At 43.6% G+C, this 18,254-nt stretch carries 9 protein-coding genes and 5 rRNA genes; 12 read left to right on the top strand and 2 right to left on the bottom strand.

Features of this window, described 5'->3' with window-relative positions; translation table 11 throughout:
- The first annotated feature begins 48 nt into the window (after positions 1–48).
- The 7 genes from MKY29_RS19110 to rrf (MKY29_RS19080) all read left to right on the top strand — a co-directional run bounded on the left by MKY29_RS19110 (position 49) and on the right by rrf (MKY29_RS19080) (position 12,175).
- Positions 49–2,977, top strand: a 23S ribosomal RNA gene (locus MKY29_RS19110).
- Between the two features lie 188 nt (positions 2,978–3,165).
- Positions 3,166–3,281: ribosomal RNA gene (rrf, locus tag MKY29_RS19105) — 5S ribosomal RNA — on the top strand.
- Positions 3,282–4,881: 1,600 nt separating this feature from the next.
- Positions 4,882–5,514 carry a flavodoxin family protein gene (locus MKY29_RS19100; RefSeq protein WP_245402562.1) on the top strand — a complete coding sequence of 211 codons (633 nt, stop codon included), beginning with the start codon at positions 4,882–4,884 and terminating at the stop codon, positions 5,512–5,514.
- A gap of 589 nt (positions 5,515–6,103) precedes the next feature.
- A complete protein-coding gene (locus MKY29_RS19095; protein ID WP_241600774.1) occupies positions 6,104–6,499 on the top strand; it encodes a VOC family protein in 396 nt (131 codons plus the stop codon).
- Between the two features lie 654 nt (positions 6,500–7,153).
- Positions 7,154–8,708 (top strand): 16S ribosomal RNA (locus MKY29_RS19090).
- A 234-nt stretch (positions 8,709–8,942) separates the two neighbouring features.
- Positions 8,943–11,871, top strand: a 23S ribosomal RNA gene (locus MKY29_RS19085).
- A gap of 188 nt (positions 11,872–12,059) precedes the next feature.
- Positions 12,060–12,175, top strand: a 5S ribosomal RNA gene (gene rrf, locus MKY29_RS19080).
- Together the 16S, 23S and 5S rRNA genes form the textbook arrangement of a ribosomal RNA operon.
- A 616-nt stretch (positions 12,176–12,791) precedes the next feature.
- On the opposite strand, the gene MKY29_RS19075 is transcribed toward rrf (MKY29_RS19080), so the two are convergent.
- Positions 12,792–13,145, bottom strand: a complete 354-nt coding sequence (locus MKY29_RS19075) for a VOC family protein (protein ID WP_340880566.1) — start codon at positions 13,143–13,145, stop codon at positions 12,792–12,794.
- A gap of 192 nt (positions 13,146–13,337) precedes the next feature.
- On the opposite strand from MKY29_RS19075, the gene MKY29_RS19070 reads away from it, so the two are divergent.
- The 4 genes from MKY29_RS19070 to MKY29_RS19055 are packed head-to-tail and all read left to right on the top strand — an operon-like array spanning position 13,338 to position 16,000.
- Positions 13,338–13,709 (top strand): GntR family transcriptional regulator, encoded by a 372-nt coding sequence (locus MKY29_RS19070; RefSeq protein ID WP_340880565.1) that lies wholly within the window; start codon positions 13,338–13,340, stop codon positions 13,707–13,709.
- Positions 13,709–14,596, top strand: coding sequence for an ABC transporter ATP-binding protein (locus tag MKY29_RS19065; RefSeq protein WP_340880564.1), 888 nt, complete (start codon positions 13,709–13,711; stop codon positions 14,594–14,596). The genes MKY29_RS19070 and MKY29_RS19065 overlap by 1 nt, the downstream gene beginning before the upstream one ends.
- Positions 14,583–15,311 carry a hypothetical protein gene (locus tag MKY29_RS19060; RefSeq protein ID WP_340880563.1) on the top strand — a complete coding sequence of 243 codons (729 nt, stop codon included), beginning with the start codon at positions 14,583–14,585 and terminating at the stop codon, positions 15,309–15,311. Before MKY29_RS19065 ends, MKY29_RS19060 begins: the two co-directional genes overlap by 14 nt.
- The gene (locus tag MKY29_RS19055; protein WP_340880562.1) at positions 15,308–16,000 is read left to right on the top strand and encodes a hypothetical protein; all 693 of its coding nucleotides are present in this window, start codon (positions 15,308–15,310) and stop codon (positions 15,998–16,000) included. The genes MKY29_RS19060 and MKY29_RS19055 overlap by 4 nt, the downstream gene beginning before the upstream one ends.
- 34 nt (positions 16,001–16,034) lie before the next feature.
- Here MKY29_RS19055 and MKY29_RS19050 read toward each other — a convergent pair whose 3' ends face one another.
- Positions 16,035–17,177 (bottom strand): FAD-dependent monooxygenase, encoded by a 1,143-nt coding sequence (locus tag MKY29_RS19050; protein ID WP_241600161.1) that lies wholly within the window; start codon positions 17,175–17,177, stop codon positions 16,035–16,037.
- Positions 17,178–17,229: 52 nt separating this feature from the next.
- Here MKY29_RS19050 and MKY29_RS19045 point away from each other — a divergent pair, with 52 nt between their 5' ends.
- Entirely contained in the window at positions 17,230–18,210 is a 981-nt protein-coding gene (locus tag MKY29_RS19045) for a GNAT family N-acetyltransferase (protein WP_340880561.1), read from the top strand.
- Positions 18,211–18,254: the final 44 nt, after the last annotated feature.

Here is an 18,254-nt window from a genome sequence, read left to right as displayed (position 1 = left end):
GTTGTGATTATTTACGTAATCACAACGTGTAAGACTTTTTAACTTTTAGGTTAAGTTAATAAGGGCGCACGGTGAATGCCTTGGCACTAGGAGTCGACGAAGGACGGCACTAACACCGATATGCTTCGGGGAGCTGTAAGTGAGCTTTGATCCGGAGATTTCCGAATGGGGAAACCCACTGTTCGTAATGGAGCAGTACATTTGCGTGAATACATAGCGCATCTGAGACACACCCAGGGAACTGAAACATCTAAGTACCTGGAGGAAGAGAAAGAAAAATCGATTCCCTGAGTAGCGGCGAGCGAAACGGGAATAGCCCAAACCAAGAGGCTTGCCTCTTGGGGTTGTAGGACACTCTACATAGAGTTACAAAGGAATGAGTTAGACGAAGCGATCTGGAAAGGTCCGCAGGATAGGGTAAAAGCCCCGTAGTCCAAAATTCATTCTCTCTTGAGTGTATCCTGAGTACGGCGGAACACGTGAAATTCCGTCGGAATCCGGGAGGACCATCTCCCAAGGCTAAATACTACCTAGTGACCGATAGTGAACCAGTACCGTGAGGGAAAGGTGAAAAGCACCCCGGAAGGGGAGTGAAATAGATCCTGAAACCGTGTGCCTACAAGTAGTTAGAGCCCGTTAATGGGTGATAGCGTGCCTTTTGTAGAATGAACCGGCGAGTTACGATTACATGCAAGGTTAAGTTGAGAAGACGGAGCCGCAGCGAAAGCGAGTCTGAATAGGGCGAATGAGTATGTGGTCGTAGACCCGAAACCAGGTGATCTACCCATGTCCAGGATGAAGGTAAGGTAACACTTACTGGAGGTCCGAACCCACGCACGTTGAAAAGTGCGGGGATGAGGTGTGGGTAGCGGAGAAATTCCAATCGAACCTGGAGATAGCTGGTTCTCTCCGAAATAGCTTTAGGGCTAGCCTCAAACGTTAGAATCTTGGAGGTAGAGCACTGTTTGGACTAGGGGCCCATCCCGGGTTACCGAATTCAGACAAACTCCGAATGCCAATGATTTATGTTTGGGAGTCAGACTGCGAGTGATAAGATCCGTAGTCAAGAGGGAAACAGCCCAGACCACCAGCTAAGGTCCCAAAGTATTTGTTAAGTGGAAAAGGATGTGGCGTTGCTTAGACAACCAGGATGTTGGCTTAGAAGCAGCCATCATTTAAAGAGTGCGTAATAGCTCACTGGTCGAGTGACGCTGCGCCGAAAATGTATCGGGGCTAAACAAATCACCGAAGCTGTGGATTGATACCTTTGGTATCAGTGGTAGGAGAGCGTTCTAAGGGCGTTGAAGTCAGACCGGAAGGACTGGTGGAGCGCTTAGAAGTGAGAATGCCGGTATGAGTAGCGAAAGACGGGTGAGAATCCCGTCCACCGTATGACTAAGGTTTCCTGAGGAAGGCTCGTCCGCTCAGGGTTAGTCGGGACCTAAGCCGAGGCCGATAGGCGTAGGCGATGGATAACAGGTTGATATTCCTGTACCACCAAACCACCGTTTGAGTAATGGGGGGACGCAGAAGGATAGGGTAAGCATGCTGTTGGTTATGCATGTCCAAGCAGTAAGGTGTGAATGTAGGCAAATCCGCATTCTATAACATTGAGCTGTGATGGCGAGGACGTATGTCCGGAGTTCCTGATTTCACACTGCCAAGAAAAGCCTCTAGCGAGGTGATAGGTGCCCGTACCGCAAACCGACACAGGTAGTCGAGGAGAGAATCCTAAGGTGAGCGAGAGAACTCTCGTTAAGGAACTCGGCAAAATGACCCCGTAACTTCGGGAGAAGGGGTGCTCTTTTGGGTGCATAGCCTAGAAGAGCCGCAGTGAATAGGCCCAGGCGACTGTTTAGCAAAAACACAGGTCTCTGCAAAACCGTAAGGTGAAGTATAGGGGCTGACGCCTGCCCGGTGCTGGAAGGTTAAGAGGAGTGCTTAGCGCAAGCGAAGGTGCGAATTGAAGCCCCAGTAAACGGCGGCCGTAACTATAACGGTCCTAAGGTAGCGAAATTCCTTGTCGGGTAAGTTCCGACCCGCACGAAAGGCGTAACGATCTGGGCACTGTCTCAACGAGAGACTCGGTGAAATTATAGTACCTGTGAAGATGCAGGTTACCCGCGACAGGACGGAAAGACCCCGTGGAGCTTTACTATAGCTTGATATTGAATTTTGGTGCAACTTGTACAGGATAGGCAGGAGCCTTAGAGCCCGGAGCGCCAGCTTCGGAGGAGGCGTCGGTGGGATACTGCCCTGGTTGTATTGAAATTCTAACCCATACCCGTAACCCGGGTAGGAGACAGTGTCAGGCGGGTAGTTTGACTGGGGCGGTCGCCTCCTAAAGTGTAACGGAGGCGCCCAAAGGTTCCCTCAGAATGGTTGGAAATCATTCGAAGAGTGTAAAGGCAGAAGGGAGCTTGACTGCGAGACCTACAAGTCGAGCAGGGTCGAAAGACGGGCTTAGTGATCCGGTGGTTCCGCATGGAAGGGCCATCGCTCAACGGATAAAAGCTACCCCGGGGATAACAGGCTTATCTCCCCCAAGAGTCCACATCGACGGGGAGGTTTGGCACCTCGATGTCGGCTCATCGCATCCTGGGGCTGTAGTCGGTCCCAAGGGTTGGGCTGTTCGCCCATTAAAGCGGTACGCGAGCTGGGTTCAGAACGTCGTGAGACAGTTCGGTCCCTATCCGTCGTGGGCGTAGGAAATTTGAGAGGAGCTGTCCTTAGTACGAGAGGACCGGGATGGACACACCGCTGGTGTACCAGTTGTTCTGCCAAGAGCATCGCTGGGTAGCTATGTGTGGACGGGATAAGTGCTGAAAGCATCTAAGCACGAAGCCCCCCTCAAGATGAGATTTCCCATTACGCAAGTAAGTAAGATCCCTCAAAGACGATGAGGTAGATAGGTTCGGGGTGGAAGCGTGGCGACACGTGCAGCTGACGAATACTAATCGATCGAGGACTTAACCAAATTTGTTTAACGTAACAATGTCGTTTATCCAGTTTTGAGTGAACAAACACTCTATTTATTATGAGGGTTTCAAGACACGAGTAATTCGAGGAAACAATTGAGAGAGGAAAGGAACATACTAACGTATGTGACTGACCGAACAAATGAAGTTGACGAAGAAGTACGATGTGTATTGAAAGCCGAATCAGTCTAGTGATGATGGCGAAGAGGTCACACCCGTTCCCATACCGAACACGGAAGTTAAGCTCTTCAGCGCCGATGGTAGTTGGGGGTCTCCCCCTGTGAGAGTAGGACGTCGCTGGGCACAAAAGAGAAAGTCGTTACCGAGTAATTGGTAGCGACTTTTTTGTATTAACAAATAAGCCGTAGGCGTTCTATCTGTTAGTATGCAAGAAAGTAGAGGGACAAAGAGTTTGAGGAAGCAAATGAGAGAGACTCGGAGCGTATAACATACGCGAGAATTGAACGAATGCGGCTGACAAAGAAATCTGCCGTCCATCTGCTTTCGCAGCCCTGGACACGGAAGTAAAGCTCTTGCGCCGATGGTAGTGGGGGTCTCCCCCTGTGAGAGTAGGACGTCGCTGGGCACAAAAGAGAAAGTCGTTACCGAGTAATTGGTAACGACTTTTTTGTATTAACAAATAATATGCCGTAGGCAGTCTATCTCTATAAGAAAGTATGCGAGAAAGTAGAGGGGCAAAGAGTTCGAGGAAGCAAGTGAGAGAGACTCGGAGCGTATAACATACGTGAGAATATTGAACGAGTGCGGCTGACAAAGAAATCTGCCGACCATCTGCTTTCGCAGCCCTGGACACGGAAGTAAAGCTCTTGCGCCGATGGTAGTGGGGGTCTCCCCCTGTGAGAGTAGGACGTCGCTGGGCACAAAAGAGAAAGTCGTTACCGAGTAATTGGTAACGACTTTTTTGTATTAACAAATAATATGCCGTAGGCAGTCTATCTCTATAAGAAAGTATGCGAGAAAGTAGAGGGGCAAAGAGTTCGAGGAAGCAAGTGAGAGAGACTCGGAGCGTATAACATACGTGAGAATATTGAACGAGTGCGGCTGACGAAGAAATCTGCCGTCCATCTGCTTTCGCAGCCCTGGACACGGAAGTAAAGCTCTTGCGCCGATGGTAGTGGGGGTCTCCCCCTGTGAGAGTAGGACGTCGCTGGGCACAAAAGAGAAAGTCGTTACCGAGTAATTGGTAACGACTTTTTTGTATTAACAAATAATATGCCGTAGGCAGTCTATCTCTATAAGAAAGTATGCGAGAAAGTAGAGGGGCAAAGAGTTCGAGGAAGCAAGTGAGAGAGACTCGGAGCGTATAACATACGTGAGAATATTGAACGAGTGCGGCTGACAAAGAAATCTGCCGACCATCTGCTTTCGCAGCCCTGGACACGGAAGTAAAGCTCTTGCGCCGATGGTAGTGGGGGTCTCCCCCTGTGAGAGTAGGACGTCGCTGGGCACAAAAGAGAAAGTCGTTACCGAGTAATTGGTAACGACTTTTTTGTATTAACAAATAATATGCCGTAGGCAGTCTATCTCTATAAGAAAGTATGCGAGAAAGTAGAGGGGCAAAGAGTTCGAGGAAGCAAGTGAGAGAGACTCGGAGCGTATAACATACGTGAGAATATTGAACGAGTGCGGCTGACAAAGAAATCTGCCGACCATTCGCTTTCGCAGCCCGGACACGGAAGTAAAGCTCTTGCGCTGATAGTAGTTGGGAGTCTCCCCCTGTGAGAGTATGACGTGGGACCAATGAAAGTCGTTACCGAGTTATCGGTAGTGGCTTTTTTTATAGGTACAGCAGCCTTTTTAACGGAACTAACCAGATTCCTAGTTTTATAAAAAATTCACAGGGTAAAGAAATAATATTACTATCACCTAAGGAGATGTAGCAATGAGCATCAAAGCGCTAGTTTTAAATTGTAGTTTAAAAGACAGCACACAGAAATCGAATACCCGTGCGCTGATTAACGAGATTGTAAAAATCTTTGATGAAAATGGAGTGGAGACGGAAGTGCTCAGGATGGCTGATTATAATATCGGCTTTGGAGTTACCCATGAGGCAGTGAATGAAAAGGATCAATGGCCAGAGATTTTTGAAAAAGTGAAGAAGGCGGATATCCTTTTACTTGGCTCGCCGATTTGGCTTGGTGAACAGAGCAGCCTGGCCACTTTGGTTGTTGAAAGATTGTATGGTGGAAGCAGTCTTACGAACGAAAAAGGCCAGTACATTTACTATAACAAAGTGGGCGGAGTGGTTGTTACCGGGAATGAAGACGGTGCGAAAAACGTCTCAAGCTACCTAATTTACGCATTGTCGCATATTGGGTTTACGATTCCTCCAAATGTGGATACCTATTGGGTGGGGGAAGCGGGTCCTGGCCCATCCTTTATTGAGGCAAACGGCAAAGAGAACAATTTTACGATGCAACACGCAAAAATAACTGCTTACAATTTACTGCATTTTGCCCGGTTATTGAAAAAGTATCCGATTCCTGCAGAAGGAAATGTGAATGAAAGTCAATAGTATGGTGGCTTGAAAAGATTGAATTTAAAAATCAAATAACATGCTAAACTAGCAGTCCTATTCAAATAGAGTTGATAGCTTCTTTTATTGAAAAAATCGGACCCTATTATTAGTTTCATAAAGTTAATAAAATTTTCCATATATATTCTAAATTACCATCAAACGTTATTGAACTAACGAGCCGCGTTAGTTCATTATTACAACAAATTTAAATGTATAGTTGTCCGACTTGATGCTTAGCATTAAACTGTTATTTTCTCTTTCAATTCAATCTATTATTTACTATACTTCGATTGAATTATACAAATTTCTTATGGGTCATGAGAAAAATGAAACCATGGCGTTCTACTCTCAGTTAAACGGAGGTTAAGGAAGGAGTATTATCAGAAGTACTTTTAAATATAAAAGAAGCAACGTCTTAAATGACGTTGCTCCTTTTGACTAATTGCCTGTAAGTTGATCAAGTTACTTTCTTCATGTATCAAATGGAATTAGCGATAAATTATTTTCCATTTTTAATGAAATTTAAGAGGGTTTTCTTATTTGAGTGTAGAAAAATATATGTGCAAATAAAACACAGGAGGCTACAATGACTAATTTAATTTCACATATCGCTACACTGGAAATACCTGTTACTAATTTAGAAGAATCTATAGAGTTTTATATCGATATCCTTGGTGCTGAAGTCCACTTTAAAGGTGAAAAAAATGCTATGCTTACTATGAAATCAAAAGGAGTTCCAACGATTTTCTTGGTTGAAACTGAAGAAATTAATGGATTATCATTCAGAAATACAAATACTAATATCGTTCATAGCATAATTGACTTTTATACTCCTTCTTTAAAAGAATTATATGAGTGGCTTGAAGGAAAACAAGTAGAAGTTGGTCCTTTAAATTTAAAAGGTGAATTTGGTGGTTTTGGATTTAAAGATCCTTCTGGAAATTGGCTAAGTGCCTGCAATATCCTTCACCCTGAACAATAAAAAATTCTTTTACTATTTAAGTACAGGCGTAATTTTTTACGCCTATTTTTCTATTACATACTATGTGTCAAATGCTATATGAAAACTCCCGTACACCTCTTGAAAGAACCTGCATCGTTATTTTAAGTCCATACGTTCTCAATCTTATATTTACTTTAATAGAAGTATCTTGCGTCAATATCATATACCGAAACACATTTTCCACTGATTAATGACTGATCAACCTTTTATTATTACAGAGCAAATAAGGTAATACATTACTTCCTCTATAGTATGTTGGTTTACATAATTAGAATAGAATTAAAACATTAATTATGGGGAATATAAGATTTATATATCAAAAGTAAACTTATAAAAGAATTTCAAAATACGCTTGCAATAATGATTTATAGATGGTATAGTTATCAAGTTGTCATTTTTATTAATGATTTACACGAAAAACAAAATAAAAAAAGTTGTTGACAATAATAACGAAATTTGTTATGATAATAAAGTCGTCAAAACGACACTGCAACAACATGAACATTGAAAACTGAACATGCAAAACGTTAAGACATATAGCTTATCAACTAACTTTGTTAGTTTGATAGCAAAACAATTTTGACATCATTTAATGATGATGCCAGCAAAACAAATGAGCTTTTTAAGTTCTCTATTATGGAGAGTTTGATCCTGGCTCAGGACGAACGCTGGCGGCATGCCTAATACATGCAAGTCGAGCGAATGACGAAGAAGCTTGCTTCTTCTGATTTAGCGGCGGACGGGTGAGTAACACGTGGGCAACCTGCCCTGTAGATTGGGATAACTCCGGGAAACCGGGGCTAATACCGAATAATCCATTTCCTCACATGGGGAGATGTTAAAAGACGGCATCTCGCTGTCACTACAGGATGGGCCCGCGGCGCATTAGCTAGTTGGTGAGGTAACGGCTCACCAAGGCGACGATGCGTAGCCGACCTGAGAGGGTGATCGGCCACACTGGGACTGAGACACGGCCCAGACTCCTACGGGAGGCAGCAGTAGGGAATCTTCCACAATGGACGAAAGTCTGATGGAGCAATGCCGCGTGAGTGAAGAAGGTTTTCGGATCGTAAAACTCTGTTGTGAGGGAAGAACAAGTACGAGAGTAACTGCTCGTACCTTGACGGTACCTCATTAGAAAGCCACGGCTAACTACGTGCCAGCAGCCGCGGTAATACGTAGGTGGCAAGCGTTGTCCGGAATTATTGGGCGTAAAGCGCGCGCAGGCGGTCCTTTAAGTCTGATGTGAAATCCCACGGCTCAACCGTGGAAGGTCATTGGAAACTGGGGGACTTGAGTACAGAAGAGGAAAGCGGAATTCCAAGTGTAGCGGTGAAATGCGTAGAGATTTGGAGGAACACCAGTGGCGAAGGCGGCTTTCTGGTCTGTAACTGACGCTGAGGCGCGAAAGCGTGGGGAGCAAACAGGATTAGATACCCTGGTAGTCCACGCCGTAAACGATGAGTGCTAAGTGTTAGGGGGTTTCCGCCCCTTAGTGCTGCAGCTAACGCATTAAGCACTCCGCCTGGGGAGTACGGTCGCAAGACTGAAACTCAAAGGAATTGACGGGGGCCCGCACAAGCGGTGGAGCATGTGGTTTAATTCGAAGCAACGCGAAGAACCTTACCAGGTCTTGACATCCCGCTGACCGGCCTAGAGATAGGCTTTTCCCTTCGGGGACAGCGGTGACAGGTGGTGCATGGTTGTCGTCAGCTCGTGTCGTGAGATGTTGGGTTAAGTCCCGCAACGAGCGCAACCCTTGATCTTAGTTGCCAGCATTCAGTTGGGCACTCTAAGGTGACTGCCGGTGATAAACCGGAGGAAGGTGGGGATGACGTCAAATCATCATGCCCCTTATGACCTGGGCTACACACGTGCTACAATGGACGGTACAGAGGGTCGCAACCCCGCGAGGGTGAGCAAATCCCATAAAACCGTTCTCAGTTCGGATTGTAGGCTGCAACTCGCCTACATGAAGCCGGAATCGCTAGTAATCGTGGATCAGCATGCCACGGTGAATACGTTCCCGGGCCTTGTACACACCGCCCGTCACACCACGAGAGTTTGTAACACCCGAAGTCGGTGGGGTAACCCTTACGGGAGCCAGCCGCCGAAGGTGGGACAGATGATTGGGGTGAAGTCGTAACAAGGTAGCCGTATCGGAAGGTGCGGCTGGATCACCTCCTTTCTAAGGATAATATCGGAATACGAATCTTTATTCGTATCTTAACGTTTTGCAGTTCAGTTTTGAATGTTCATTTTTATATGGAGATTCAACTCTTGCTCCTGCGATTACTCGTCGCAAAGTGAGCAAAACTTTGTTCTTTGAAAACTGGATAAAACGACATTGAAACAATAAACAACAAGAAATTCTGTTGTGATTATTTACGTAATCACAACGTGTAAGACTTTTTAACTTTTAGGTTAAGTTAATAAGGGCGCACGGTGAATGCCTTGGCACTAGGAGTCGACGAAGGACGGCACTAACACCGATATGCTTCGGGGAGCTGTAAGTGAGCTTTGATCCGGAGATTTCCGAATGGGGAAACCCACTGTTCGTAATGGAGCAGTACATTTGCGTGAATACATAGCGCATCTGAGACACACCCAGGGAACTGAAACATCTAAGTACCTGGAGGAAGAGAAAGAAAAATCGATTCCCTGAGTAGCGGCGAGCGAAACGGGAATAGCCCAAACCAAGAGGCTTGCCTCTTGGGGTTGTAGGACACTCTACATAGAGTTACAAAGGAATGAGTTAGACGAAGCGATCTGGAAAGGTCCGCAGGATAGGGTAAAAGCCCCGTAGTCCAAAATTCATTCTCTCTTGAGTGTATCCTGAGTACGGCGGAACACGTGAAATTCCGTCGGAATCCGGGAGGACCATCTCCCAAGGCTAAATACTACCTAGTGACCGATAGTGAACCAGTACCGTGAGGGAAAGGTGAAAAGCACCCCGGAAGGGGAGTGAAATAGATCCTGAAACCGTGTGCCTACAAGTAGTTAGAGCCCGTTAATGGGTGATAGCGTGCCTTTTGTAGAATGAACCGGCGAGTTACGATTACATGCAAGGTTAAGTTGAGAAGACGGAGCCGCAGCGAAAGCGAGTCTGAATAGGGCGAATGAGTATGTGGTCGTAGACCCGAAACCAGGTGATCTACCCATGTCCAGGATGAAGGTAAGGTAACACTTACTGGAGGTCCGAACCCACGCACGTTGAAAAGTGCGGGGATGAGGTGTGGGTAGCGGAGAAATTCCAATCGAACCTGGAGATAGCTGGTTCTCTCCGAAATAGCTTTAGGGCTAGCCTCAAACGTTAGAATCTTGGAGGTAGAGCACTGTTTGGACTAGGGGCCCATCCCGGGTTACCGAATTCAGACAAACTCCGAATGCCAATGATTTATGTTTGGGAGTCAGACTGCGAGTGATAAGATCCGTAGTCAAGAGGGAAACAGCCCAGACCACCAGCTAAGGTCCCAAAGTATTTGTTAAGTGGAAAAGGATGTGGCGTTGCTTAGACAACCAGGATGTTGGCTTAGAAGCAGCCATCATTTAAAGAGTGCGTAATAGCTCACTGGTCGAGTGACGCTGCGCCGAAAATGTATCGGGGCTAAACAAATCACCGAAGCTGTGGATTGATACCTTTGGTATCAGTGGTAGGAGAGCGTTCTAAGGGCGTTGAAGTCAGACCGGAAGGACTGGTGGAGCGCTTAGAAGTGAGAATGCCGGTATGAGTAGCGAAAGACGGGTGAGAATCCCGTCCACCGTATGACTAAGGTTTCCTGAGGAAGGCTCGTCCGCTCAGGGTTAGTCGGGACCTAAGCCGAGGCCGATAGGCGTAGGCGATGGATAACAGGTTGATATTCCTGTACCACCAAACCACCGTTTGAGTAATGGGGGGACGCAGAAGGATAGGGTAAGCATGCTGTTGGTTATGCATGTCCAAGCAGTAAGGTGTGAATGTAGGCAAATCCGCATTCTGTAACATTGAGCTGTGATGGCGAGGACGTATGTCCGGAGTTCCTGATTTCACACTGCCAAGAAAAGCCTCTAGCGAGGTGATAGGTGCCCGTACCGCAAACCGACACAGGTAGTCGAGGAGAGAATCCTAAGGTGAGCGAGAGAACTCTCGTTAAGGAACTCGGCAAAATGACCCCGTAACTTCGGGAGAAGGGGTGCTCTTTTGGGTGCATAGCCTAGAAGAGCCGCAGTGAATAGGCCCAGGCGACTGTTTAGCAAAAACACAGGTCTCTGCAAAACCGTAAGGTGAAGTATAGGGGCTGACGCCTGCCCGGTGCTGGAAGGTTAAGAGGAGTGCTTAGCGCAAGCGAAGGTGCGAATTGAAGCCCCAGTAAACGGCGGCCGTAACTATAACGGTCCTAAGGTAGCGAAATTCCTTGTCGGGTAAGTTCCGACCCGCACGAAAGGCGTAACGATCTGGGCACTGTCTCAACGAGAGACTCGGTGAAATTATAGTACCTGTGAAGATGCAGGTTACCCGCGACAGGACGGAAAGACCCCGTGGAGCTTTACTATAGCTTGATATTGAATTTTGGTGCAACTTGTACAGGATAGGCAGGAGCCTTAGAGCCCGGAGCGCCAGCTTCGGAGGAGGCGTCGGTGGGATACTGCCCTGGTTGTATTGAAATTCTAACCCATACCCGTAACCCGGGTAGGAGACAGTGTCAGGCGGGTAGTTTGACTGGGGCGGTCGCCTCCTAAAGTGTAACGGAGGCGCCCAAAGGTTCCCTCAGAATGGTTGGAAATCATTCGAAGAGTGTAAAGGCAGAAGGGAGCTTGACTGCGAGACCTACAAGTCGAGCAGGGTCGAAAGACGGGCTTAGTGATCCGGTGGTTCCGCATGGAAGGGCCATCGCTCAACGGATAAAAGCTACCCCGGGGATAACAGGCTTATCTCCCCCAAGAGTCCACATCGACGGGGAGGTTTGGCACCTCGATGTCGGCTCATCGCATCCTGGGGCTGTAGTCGGTCCCAAGGGTTGGGCTGTTCGCCCATTAAAGCGGTACGCGAGCTGGGTTCAGAACGTCGTGAGACAGTTCGGTCCCTATCCGTCGTGGGCGTAGGAAATTTGAGAGGAGCTGTCCTTAGTACGAGAGGACCGGGATGGACACACCGCTGGTGTACCAGTTGTTCTGCCAAGAGCATCGCTGGGTAGCTATGTGTGGACGGGATAAGTGCTGAAAGCATCTAAGCACGAAGCCCCCCTCAAGATGAGATTTCCCATTACGCAAGTAAGTAAGATCCCTCAAAGACGATGAGGTAGATAGGTTCGGGGTGGAAGCGTGGCGACACGTGCAGCTGACGAATACTAATCGATCGAGGACTTAACCAAATTTGTTTAACGTAACAATGTCGTTTATCCAGTTTTGAGTGAACAAACACTCTATTTATTATGAGGGTTTCAAGACACGAGTAATTCGAGGAAACAATTGAGAGAGGAAAGGAACATACTAACGTATGTGACTGACCGAACAAATGAAGTTGACGAAGAAGTACGATGTGTATTGAAAGCCGAATCAGTCTAGTGATGATGGCGAAGAGGTCACACCCGTTCCCATACCGAACACGGAAGTTAAGCTCTTCAGCGCCGATGGTAGTTGGGGGTCTCCCCCTGTGAGAGTAGGACGTCGCTGGGCACAAAAGAGAAAGTCGTTACCGAGTAATTGGTAACGACTTTTTTGTATTAACAAATAAGCCGTAGGCAGTCTATCTCTATAAGAAAGTATGCGAGAAAGTAGAGGGGCAAAGAGTTCAAGGAAGCAAATGAGAGAGACTCGGAGCGTATAACATACGCGAGAATTGAACGCGTGCGGCTGACGAAGAAATCTGCCGACCATCTGCTTTCGCAGCCCGGACACGGAAGTTAAGCTCTTGCGCCGATGGTAGTTGGGGGTCTCCCCCTGTGAGAGTAGGACGTCGCTGGGCACCAAAGAGAAAGTCGTTACCGAGTAATTGGTAACGACTTTTTTGTATTAACAAATAAGCCGTAGGCGTTCTATCTGTTAGTATGCAAGAAAGTAGAGGGACAAAGAGTTTGAGGAAGCAAGTGAGAGAGACTCGGAGCGTATAACATATGCGAGAATTGAACGCGTGCGGCTGACAAAGAAATCAGCCGACCATCTGCTTTTGCAGCCCGGACACGGAAGTTAAGCTCTTGCGCCGATGGTAGTCGGGGGTCTCCCCCTATGAGAGTAGGACACACGTAGCTGGGCACCAAAGAAAAGTTTCGGCACACTGAAAAATTTCTGTTAATTAACGCTCATTCATTAATGCATGTGTATTTCCTTCGGTATCTTTAAAAAATACCATCCATGTCTCTGTATCTCCAACCTTTGCTACCATATGTGGTTCATCTATGAAAGTGGCTCCTGCACCCTTCATTCTAGAAACCTCACTGTTCAAATCATCAACTTGAAAATACAAGACGGAGCTTGGATGATTGAATTCTTCCTTTTCAGCTAGGCTTAAAAGAAGTCTTGTATCTCCACATTGAAAAAAAGCTAGACCATCCATTTCAAATAATAAAGATAATTTAATAACATTCTTATAAAATGAAACAGCCCGTTCTACATTTATAACATTTACCGCAACTTGACCTAATTTCATAAATCATTTCCCTCATTTCTTATACATATATATTCTCCACTCATTTATAAACTCCTTTTTAAATACTTATGTATATCTAAATAACTTAACGGTAATGGAATTCCAGATTAAACTAGACAATTTCAAAACGGTATTATATACTACATTACAACACTAATGTACTAATTTTGATTGAGAGGAGATTAACCTCAGGTGATTATAAATACCAATAGTACAAAACCGATATATGTACAAATTGCGGAGTGGCTGGAGAATGAAATTATAGCCGAGCGTTTTACGGATGACCAAAAAGTATATTCACAATATCAGTTGGCAGAGCTTTTCAATATCAATCCAGCTACAGCTGCTAAAGGCTTAACGATACTAGTAGAGGAAAAAACTTTGTATAAGAAGAGGGGACTTGGGATGTTCGTAGCACCAGAAGCCAAAAAGATGATTCTGGAAAAACGGAGAAATGAGACACTAACAAAAATGGTAGCTGACATCGTTTTAGAAGCAAAAAGGTTATCGGTAACAAAAATGGAACTAATACAACTCATCCATAACTGCGAGGAGGAGATCTAATGAATGTGATAGATTGTCAAAAAGTAAGTAAGGGTTTTCGACGAACTAGTGCTCTAGAAGATATAACGTTTGAGCTAACAGAACAAAAGATTACAGGGCTTATTGGACGCAATGGAGCTGGAAAGACTACTTTACTAAAAATACTAGCAGGCTTAACTAAGCATAAGTCGGGTGAAGTGAGTGTTTTTGGAAAAAATCCTTATAATAACTTAATGGTTTCTGCAAACAGTATTTTAGTGGATGATCAAATGACTTTTCCAGACTCCCTTACCTTAGAAGAAATATTGAGAAGTGCACCAGCTTTTTATCAAAGGTGGGATGCAAAACTTGCTAGTCGGTTATTTCAATACTTTAAGTTGGATTCCAAGCAACAGCATTCTAAGCTATCCAAGGGTGCAAGGGCTACATTCAATATGATTTTTGGATTGTCAACTCGCTGTGAGTTAACGATGTTTGATGAGCCAACAAACGGAATGGATGAAGCAGTTCGTACAGATTTTTATAGAGCTTTACTAAAGGATTATATAGCACATCCTCGCTCTATTTTAATCTCTAGCCACCATTTAACAGAAATTGAGCATTTATTAGAGGATATTCTATTGATTCATAATGGGAAAGTTGTATTACATCAATCTCTAGATAAAGTGAAGGAATATGCGGTAGCTGTTCAGGGATCAATTGCAGATGTGGAAAGATGGACAGTGGGGGAAAAAATTCTTCATTCAAAAAGAGTTGATGAGCAAAGGCAGTATGTAGTAGTTAAGAATAACTCTAAGTTGGAGAGAGCTCGTTTAGAGGGTGCCATCATTCAAACGATTCCTGCAAGTGAAGTATGCATGTATGTGACGAGTGAGACGAAAGGAGGAATCGATGATGTTTTTAAGTAATAGCAGTCTAACAAGTGTAGTTCTATCTCAGGTGAAGTTTAAGCTCAATGCTTATAATGGATTGGTTTATTCGCTAATCATTTTGCAGATACTGGGGATATTTTTTGCAGGCGAAGCAGGAGGTAGTGGAACTTCTTTTAATAGTACTTCTATTAGTATAAATATATCTTCTATTGATATTGGTTTTCTTTTTGTGTCATTACTAGCTATTTCAGTGGGAAACCTAATAACTACTAAAGCGTATCGATATGATGACTTTTCGTTTGTGGCAACTCGTCTTAGTAGTAATTTAGCTAATTGTATTGTCTTATTAATTTTTAGTTGCTTTGCGGGTGTAACTACTTTCCTATCAGGTTATCTAATGCGTATCTTTTTAACTTTCAATAGTAATAATGAAATTGTAGAAGGTTCTACTATTCTAGAGAATCCTATTAATTCTCTACTAACTATTCTAGCGATGATAACTCTTTTATGGATGTTCAGCTCAATAGGATATATAGCTGGCATTTTGTTTCAAAAGCATAAGCTATTGTTTTTTGGTGCAATAGTAATTATTGTTATGTTGTTAATGACAGGTATTTGGATTAGGATATCAGAATCTATTTTTGTTGAGAACGGTTCATTGCTGATACTTATTATGAAGATTTTCGTCATAACGATATTGCTCTTTGCGACATCCATTGCAATCTCAAATCGTTTGGGGGTTAGAACATGAGTAATACATGGCTGATTCTATTTATTGGATTAATACCTATAGTCATCGGAATAATCATTGTTCTTTATCTAACGAAAAAAGTAAAATATAAAGGGAACTTACGTCTAAATAAAATTATTATAACTGTCTATGTCGGTATATTAATCGCTTCAGGTGTTGTATATGAACTTTTACCAAAAGAAACTATGTTAGAAAAATTATCCGTTGAAGAATTAGTACAATTACAAACGGAAAATAATTCTTTTCAAAAATCTTTACTTAAACTAGAAGAAAACAAATTCAATCAGAAGTTTCTTAAGGAAGAATGGTCACATGAATTGAGTGGAAATATATTATCTCTCGAGTATAAAGGAAATGATCCATACTCAACAAAAGTGGTAGTGGAATGGATTGACTCTACAGATTTTAAAGTAGAAGGGATAGAATATAGAACTCATATAAATGTATATGGACTAAAAATTGAGGACAGAATTCCACTTAATGAATTGGACTGGAATCGAGATCAGTTAGTTATTCATGAGCCTTCCGAGAAGGAGCTTAATTTAGAATTGTTTTCAAATGAATTGTATTCTTTAAAACAGTCATTACTTGATGAGGAGATCAGAATGGTAACAGGTTTCACATATATTCACTTAAAAGTCCCAAAACATATAGAGGTTGTAGACCCATTAGGACTGCAAATGTATTAGTAAAAAGTAAAGTGCCTGCTATATGCAAGGCACTTTATTTTAATTTCACATCGAATAAGAATTTTAGTCTTCCCATTAAAAGCTTTGAGGGGATAAAAGGGAATAAAAAATCACGAACTCTGGCGAGTGGGCGAAACTTGATTTGAGCGGTTGCCCCTATTTGACGAGAAAGACGGATTACTTTTGCAGTTCTTGCAACTCGTTTTTGTTCATAAAATGCTAACACGTTATCCACATGTTCAAATTGTTTGAAGCCATTTCCAAGGACAATGGCATCTTCAATTGCTTGCCCAGCTCCTTGTCCCATATTGGGTGTGGTGGCATGAGCCGCATCCCCAAGAAGAACCACTCTGCCAAAAACAAATTGTCGCAGCGGTTTAATATCAGAAATATCATGATGTAGAATATTTTCTGGAGGTGTTGTAGATATTATGTTATTTACAACTTCAGGAAAGTGGTCAAATAAGTTTCCGATATCCTGAGAAGCGAGATGCTGAAATTGTGGATTCCTTGCAGATGTATTAATGCAAGCGAACCAATATACTAATTCATCCTTCATAGGAGCCATACCAAATCGTCCTTTAGTAGACCATAATTCGGTAGAGGTGTATTTATCAATTCTGCCTTTGTTTTCTGTAATGCCTCTCCAGCATGTATAGCCAGAGTATCTAAGAACAGAACCTGGAACTAGCTGTTGACGTATAGAGGAGTTTATACCGTCTGCGGCTATTAGTAGATCTACGCTTACTGTTTCTCCATCTTCGAAATGGATGGTTACTTGAGTATCGTTTTGGTCGACAAATATGCATTTTTTATTGAAATGAAGTGTATTAGGCTGAAGTGCTTTCAGAAATGTCCTGTGTAAATCAGCTCGGTGAATAGTAATATTTTCTTGGCCATAAAGTTCCTTTAGTACAGTAAAATCAATCGTATTCAGTGTCTTCCCTAGTGCATCCTGAAAGACCTGTGTATGAAGGGCATGGCCATTTGCAAATACATCCTTACCGACACCAATTTCCATAAGTGCCTGCAATGCGTTGGATCCTATTCCAATACCAGCGCCTACCGGATGAAAAGTTGCATTTGATTCGTATACCTGAACAGAAAAACCTTGTTTTTGTAAGGTTACAGCAGCACAGAGCCCCCCGATACCTCCACCAATTATTGCTATTTTCATTTGGCAATACCTCCTCCTCTTGTGATATGCTGATTAAAAAGGGGTGAAACTCATGACTAGGCTTACTATATATAATGACGATTATAGAAAATCGTTAGAGAATTATCCGTTATCTGAAGAGCATCTTTCATTTACTGGTCATCCGTTAGAATTATTAGAACGTGCTCAAGTTAATGTAACGTATACTCCCATTATTATAACGGAAGACGATCAGGTTGCTGGTTTTTTTGTGCTAGATACTGGTGAGGATAAATTCCATTATACAGATATCCCGGAGAGTATTTTACTAAGAGGATACTCCATACATCCTGCTTACCAGGGGAGGGGAATTGCTCAAAAGTCTATGAAGCTACTGCAAACTTTTGTAGCTAAGCATTTTTCAGATATAAATAGAATAGTACTTGGGGTGAATGAAGCAAACAAGGCGGCACAAACTGTGTATGCAAAATCGGGTTTTATCGATGAAGGGAGACGGTTTAATGGAAGATCGGGTATACAAATTGCTATGGCGCTTTCATTAGATATAATTGAGGTTCGCATGGCACAGGCTGGTGATGAACAGGGAATAGTTGATGTTTGTATAGCTGCTCAATGGAATACGTACAAAGATTTGTATTCGAATGATTACATAGAAGGAATTATAGCAAAATTTTATACAGTGGAAAGAATTTCGAAGGAAATTAAAGATACAAATCGAAGCTGGAATGGTTATTTTGTTGCGCAGTTAAATGAGGAAATTGTTGGTGCAATCGGTGGGGGAGTAGATGAAGATGGAGTAGCTGAAGTTTATGTTCTTTACTTGCATCCAGCAAAAAGAGGTCAAGGTATCGGTACAAAATTACTAAGTTACTTAACAGAGATTCAACGAGCTGAATATGGAGCGCATGAACAATGGGTTTCTGTCACCAAAGGAAATCAATTGGGCATTCCGTTTTATGAAGCACGAGAATTCACTTTTCAATATGAGCAACAGGCGTATGAAAGCGAAGCGGAAGATAATGCTGTTTCATTAAAATATAAAAGATCCATTTAATCCTCCTGAAAAGGAGGATTTGTTTTGAATCGATATCTCCCGAC

It is taken from the genome of Psychrobacillus sp. FSL K6-2365, assembly GCF_038003165.1.
Taxonomy (GTDB): domain Bacteria; phylum Bacillota; class Bacilli; order Bacillales_A; family Planococcaceae; genus Psychrobacillus; species Psychrobacillus psychrodurans.
The sequence above is the reverse complement of the archived record's forward strand: the minus strand, read 5'-3'. Positions and strand labels throughout refer to the sequence as shown.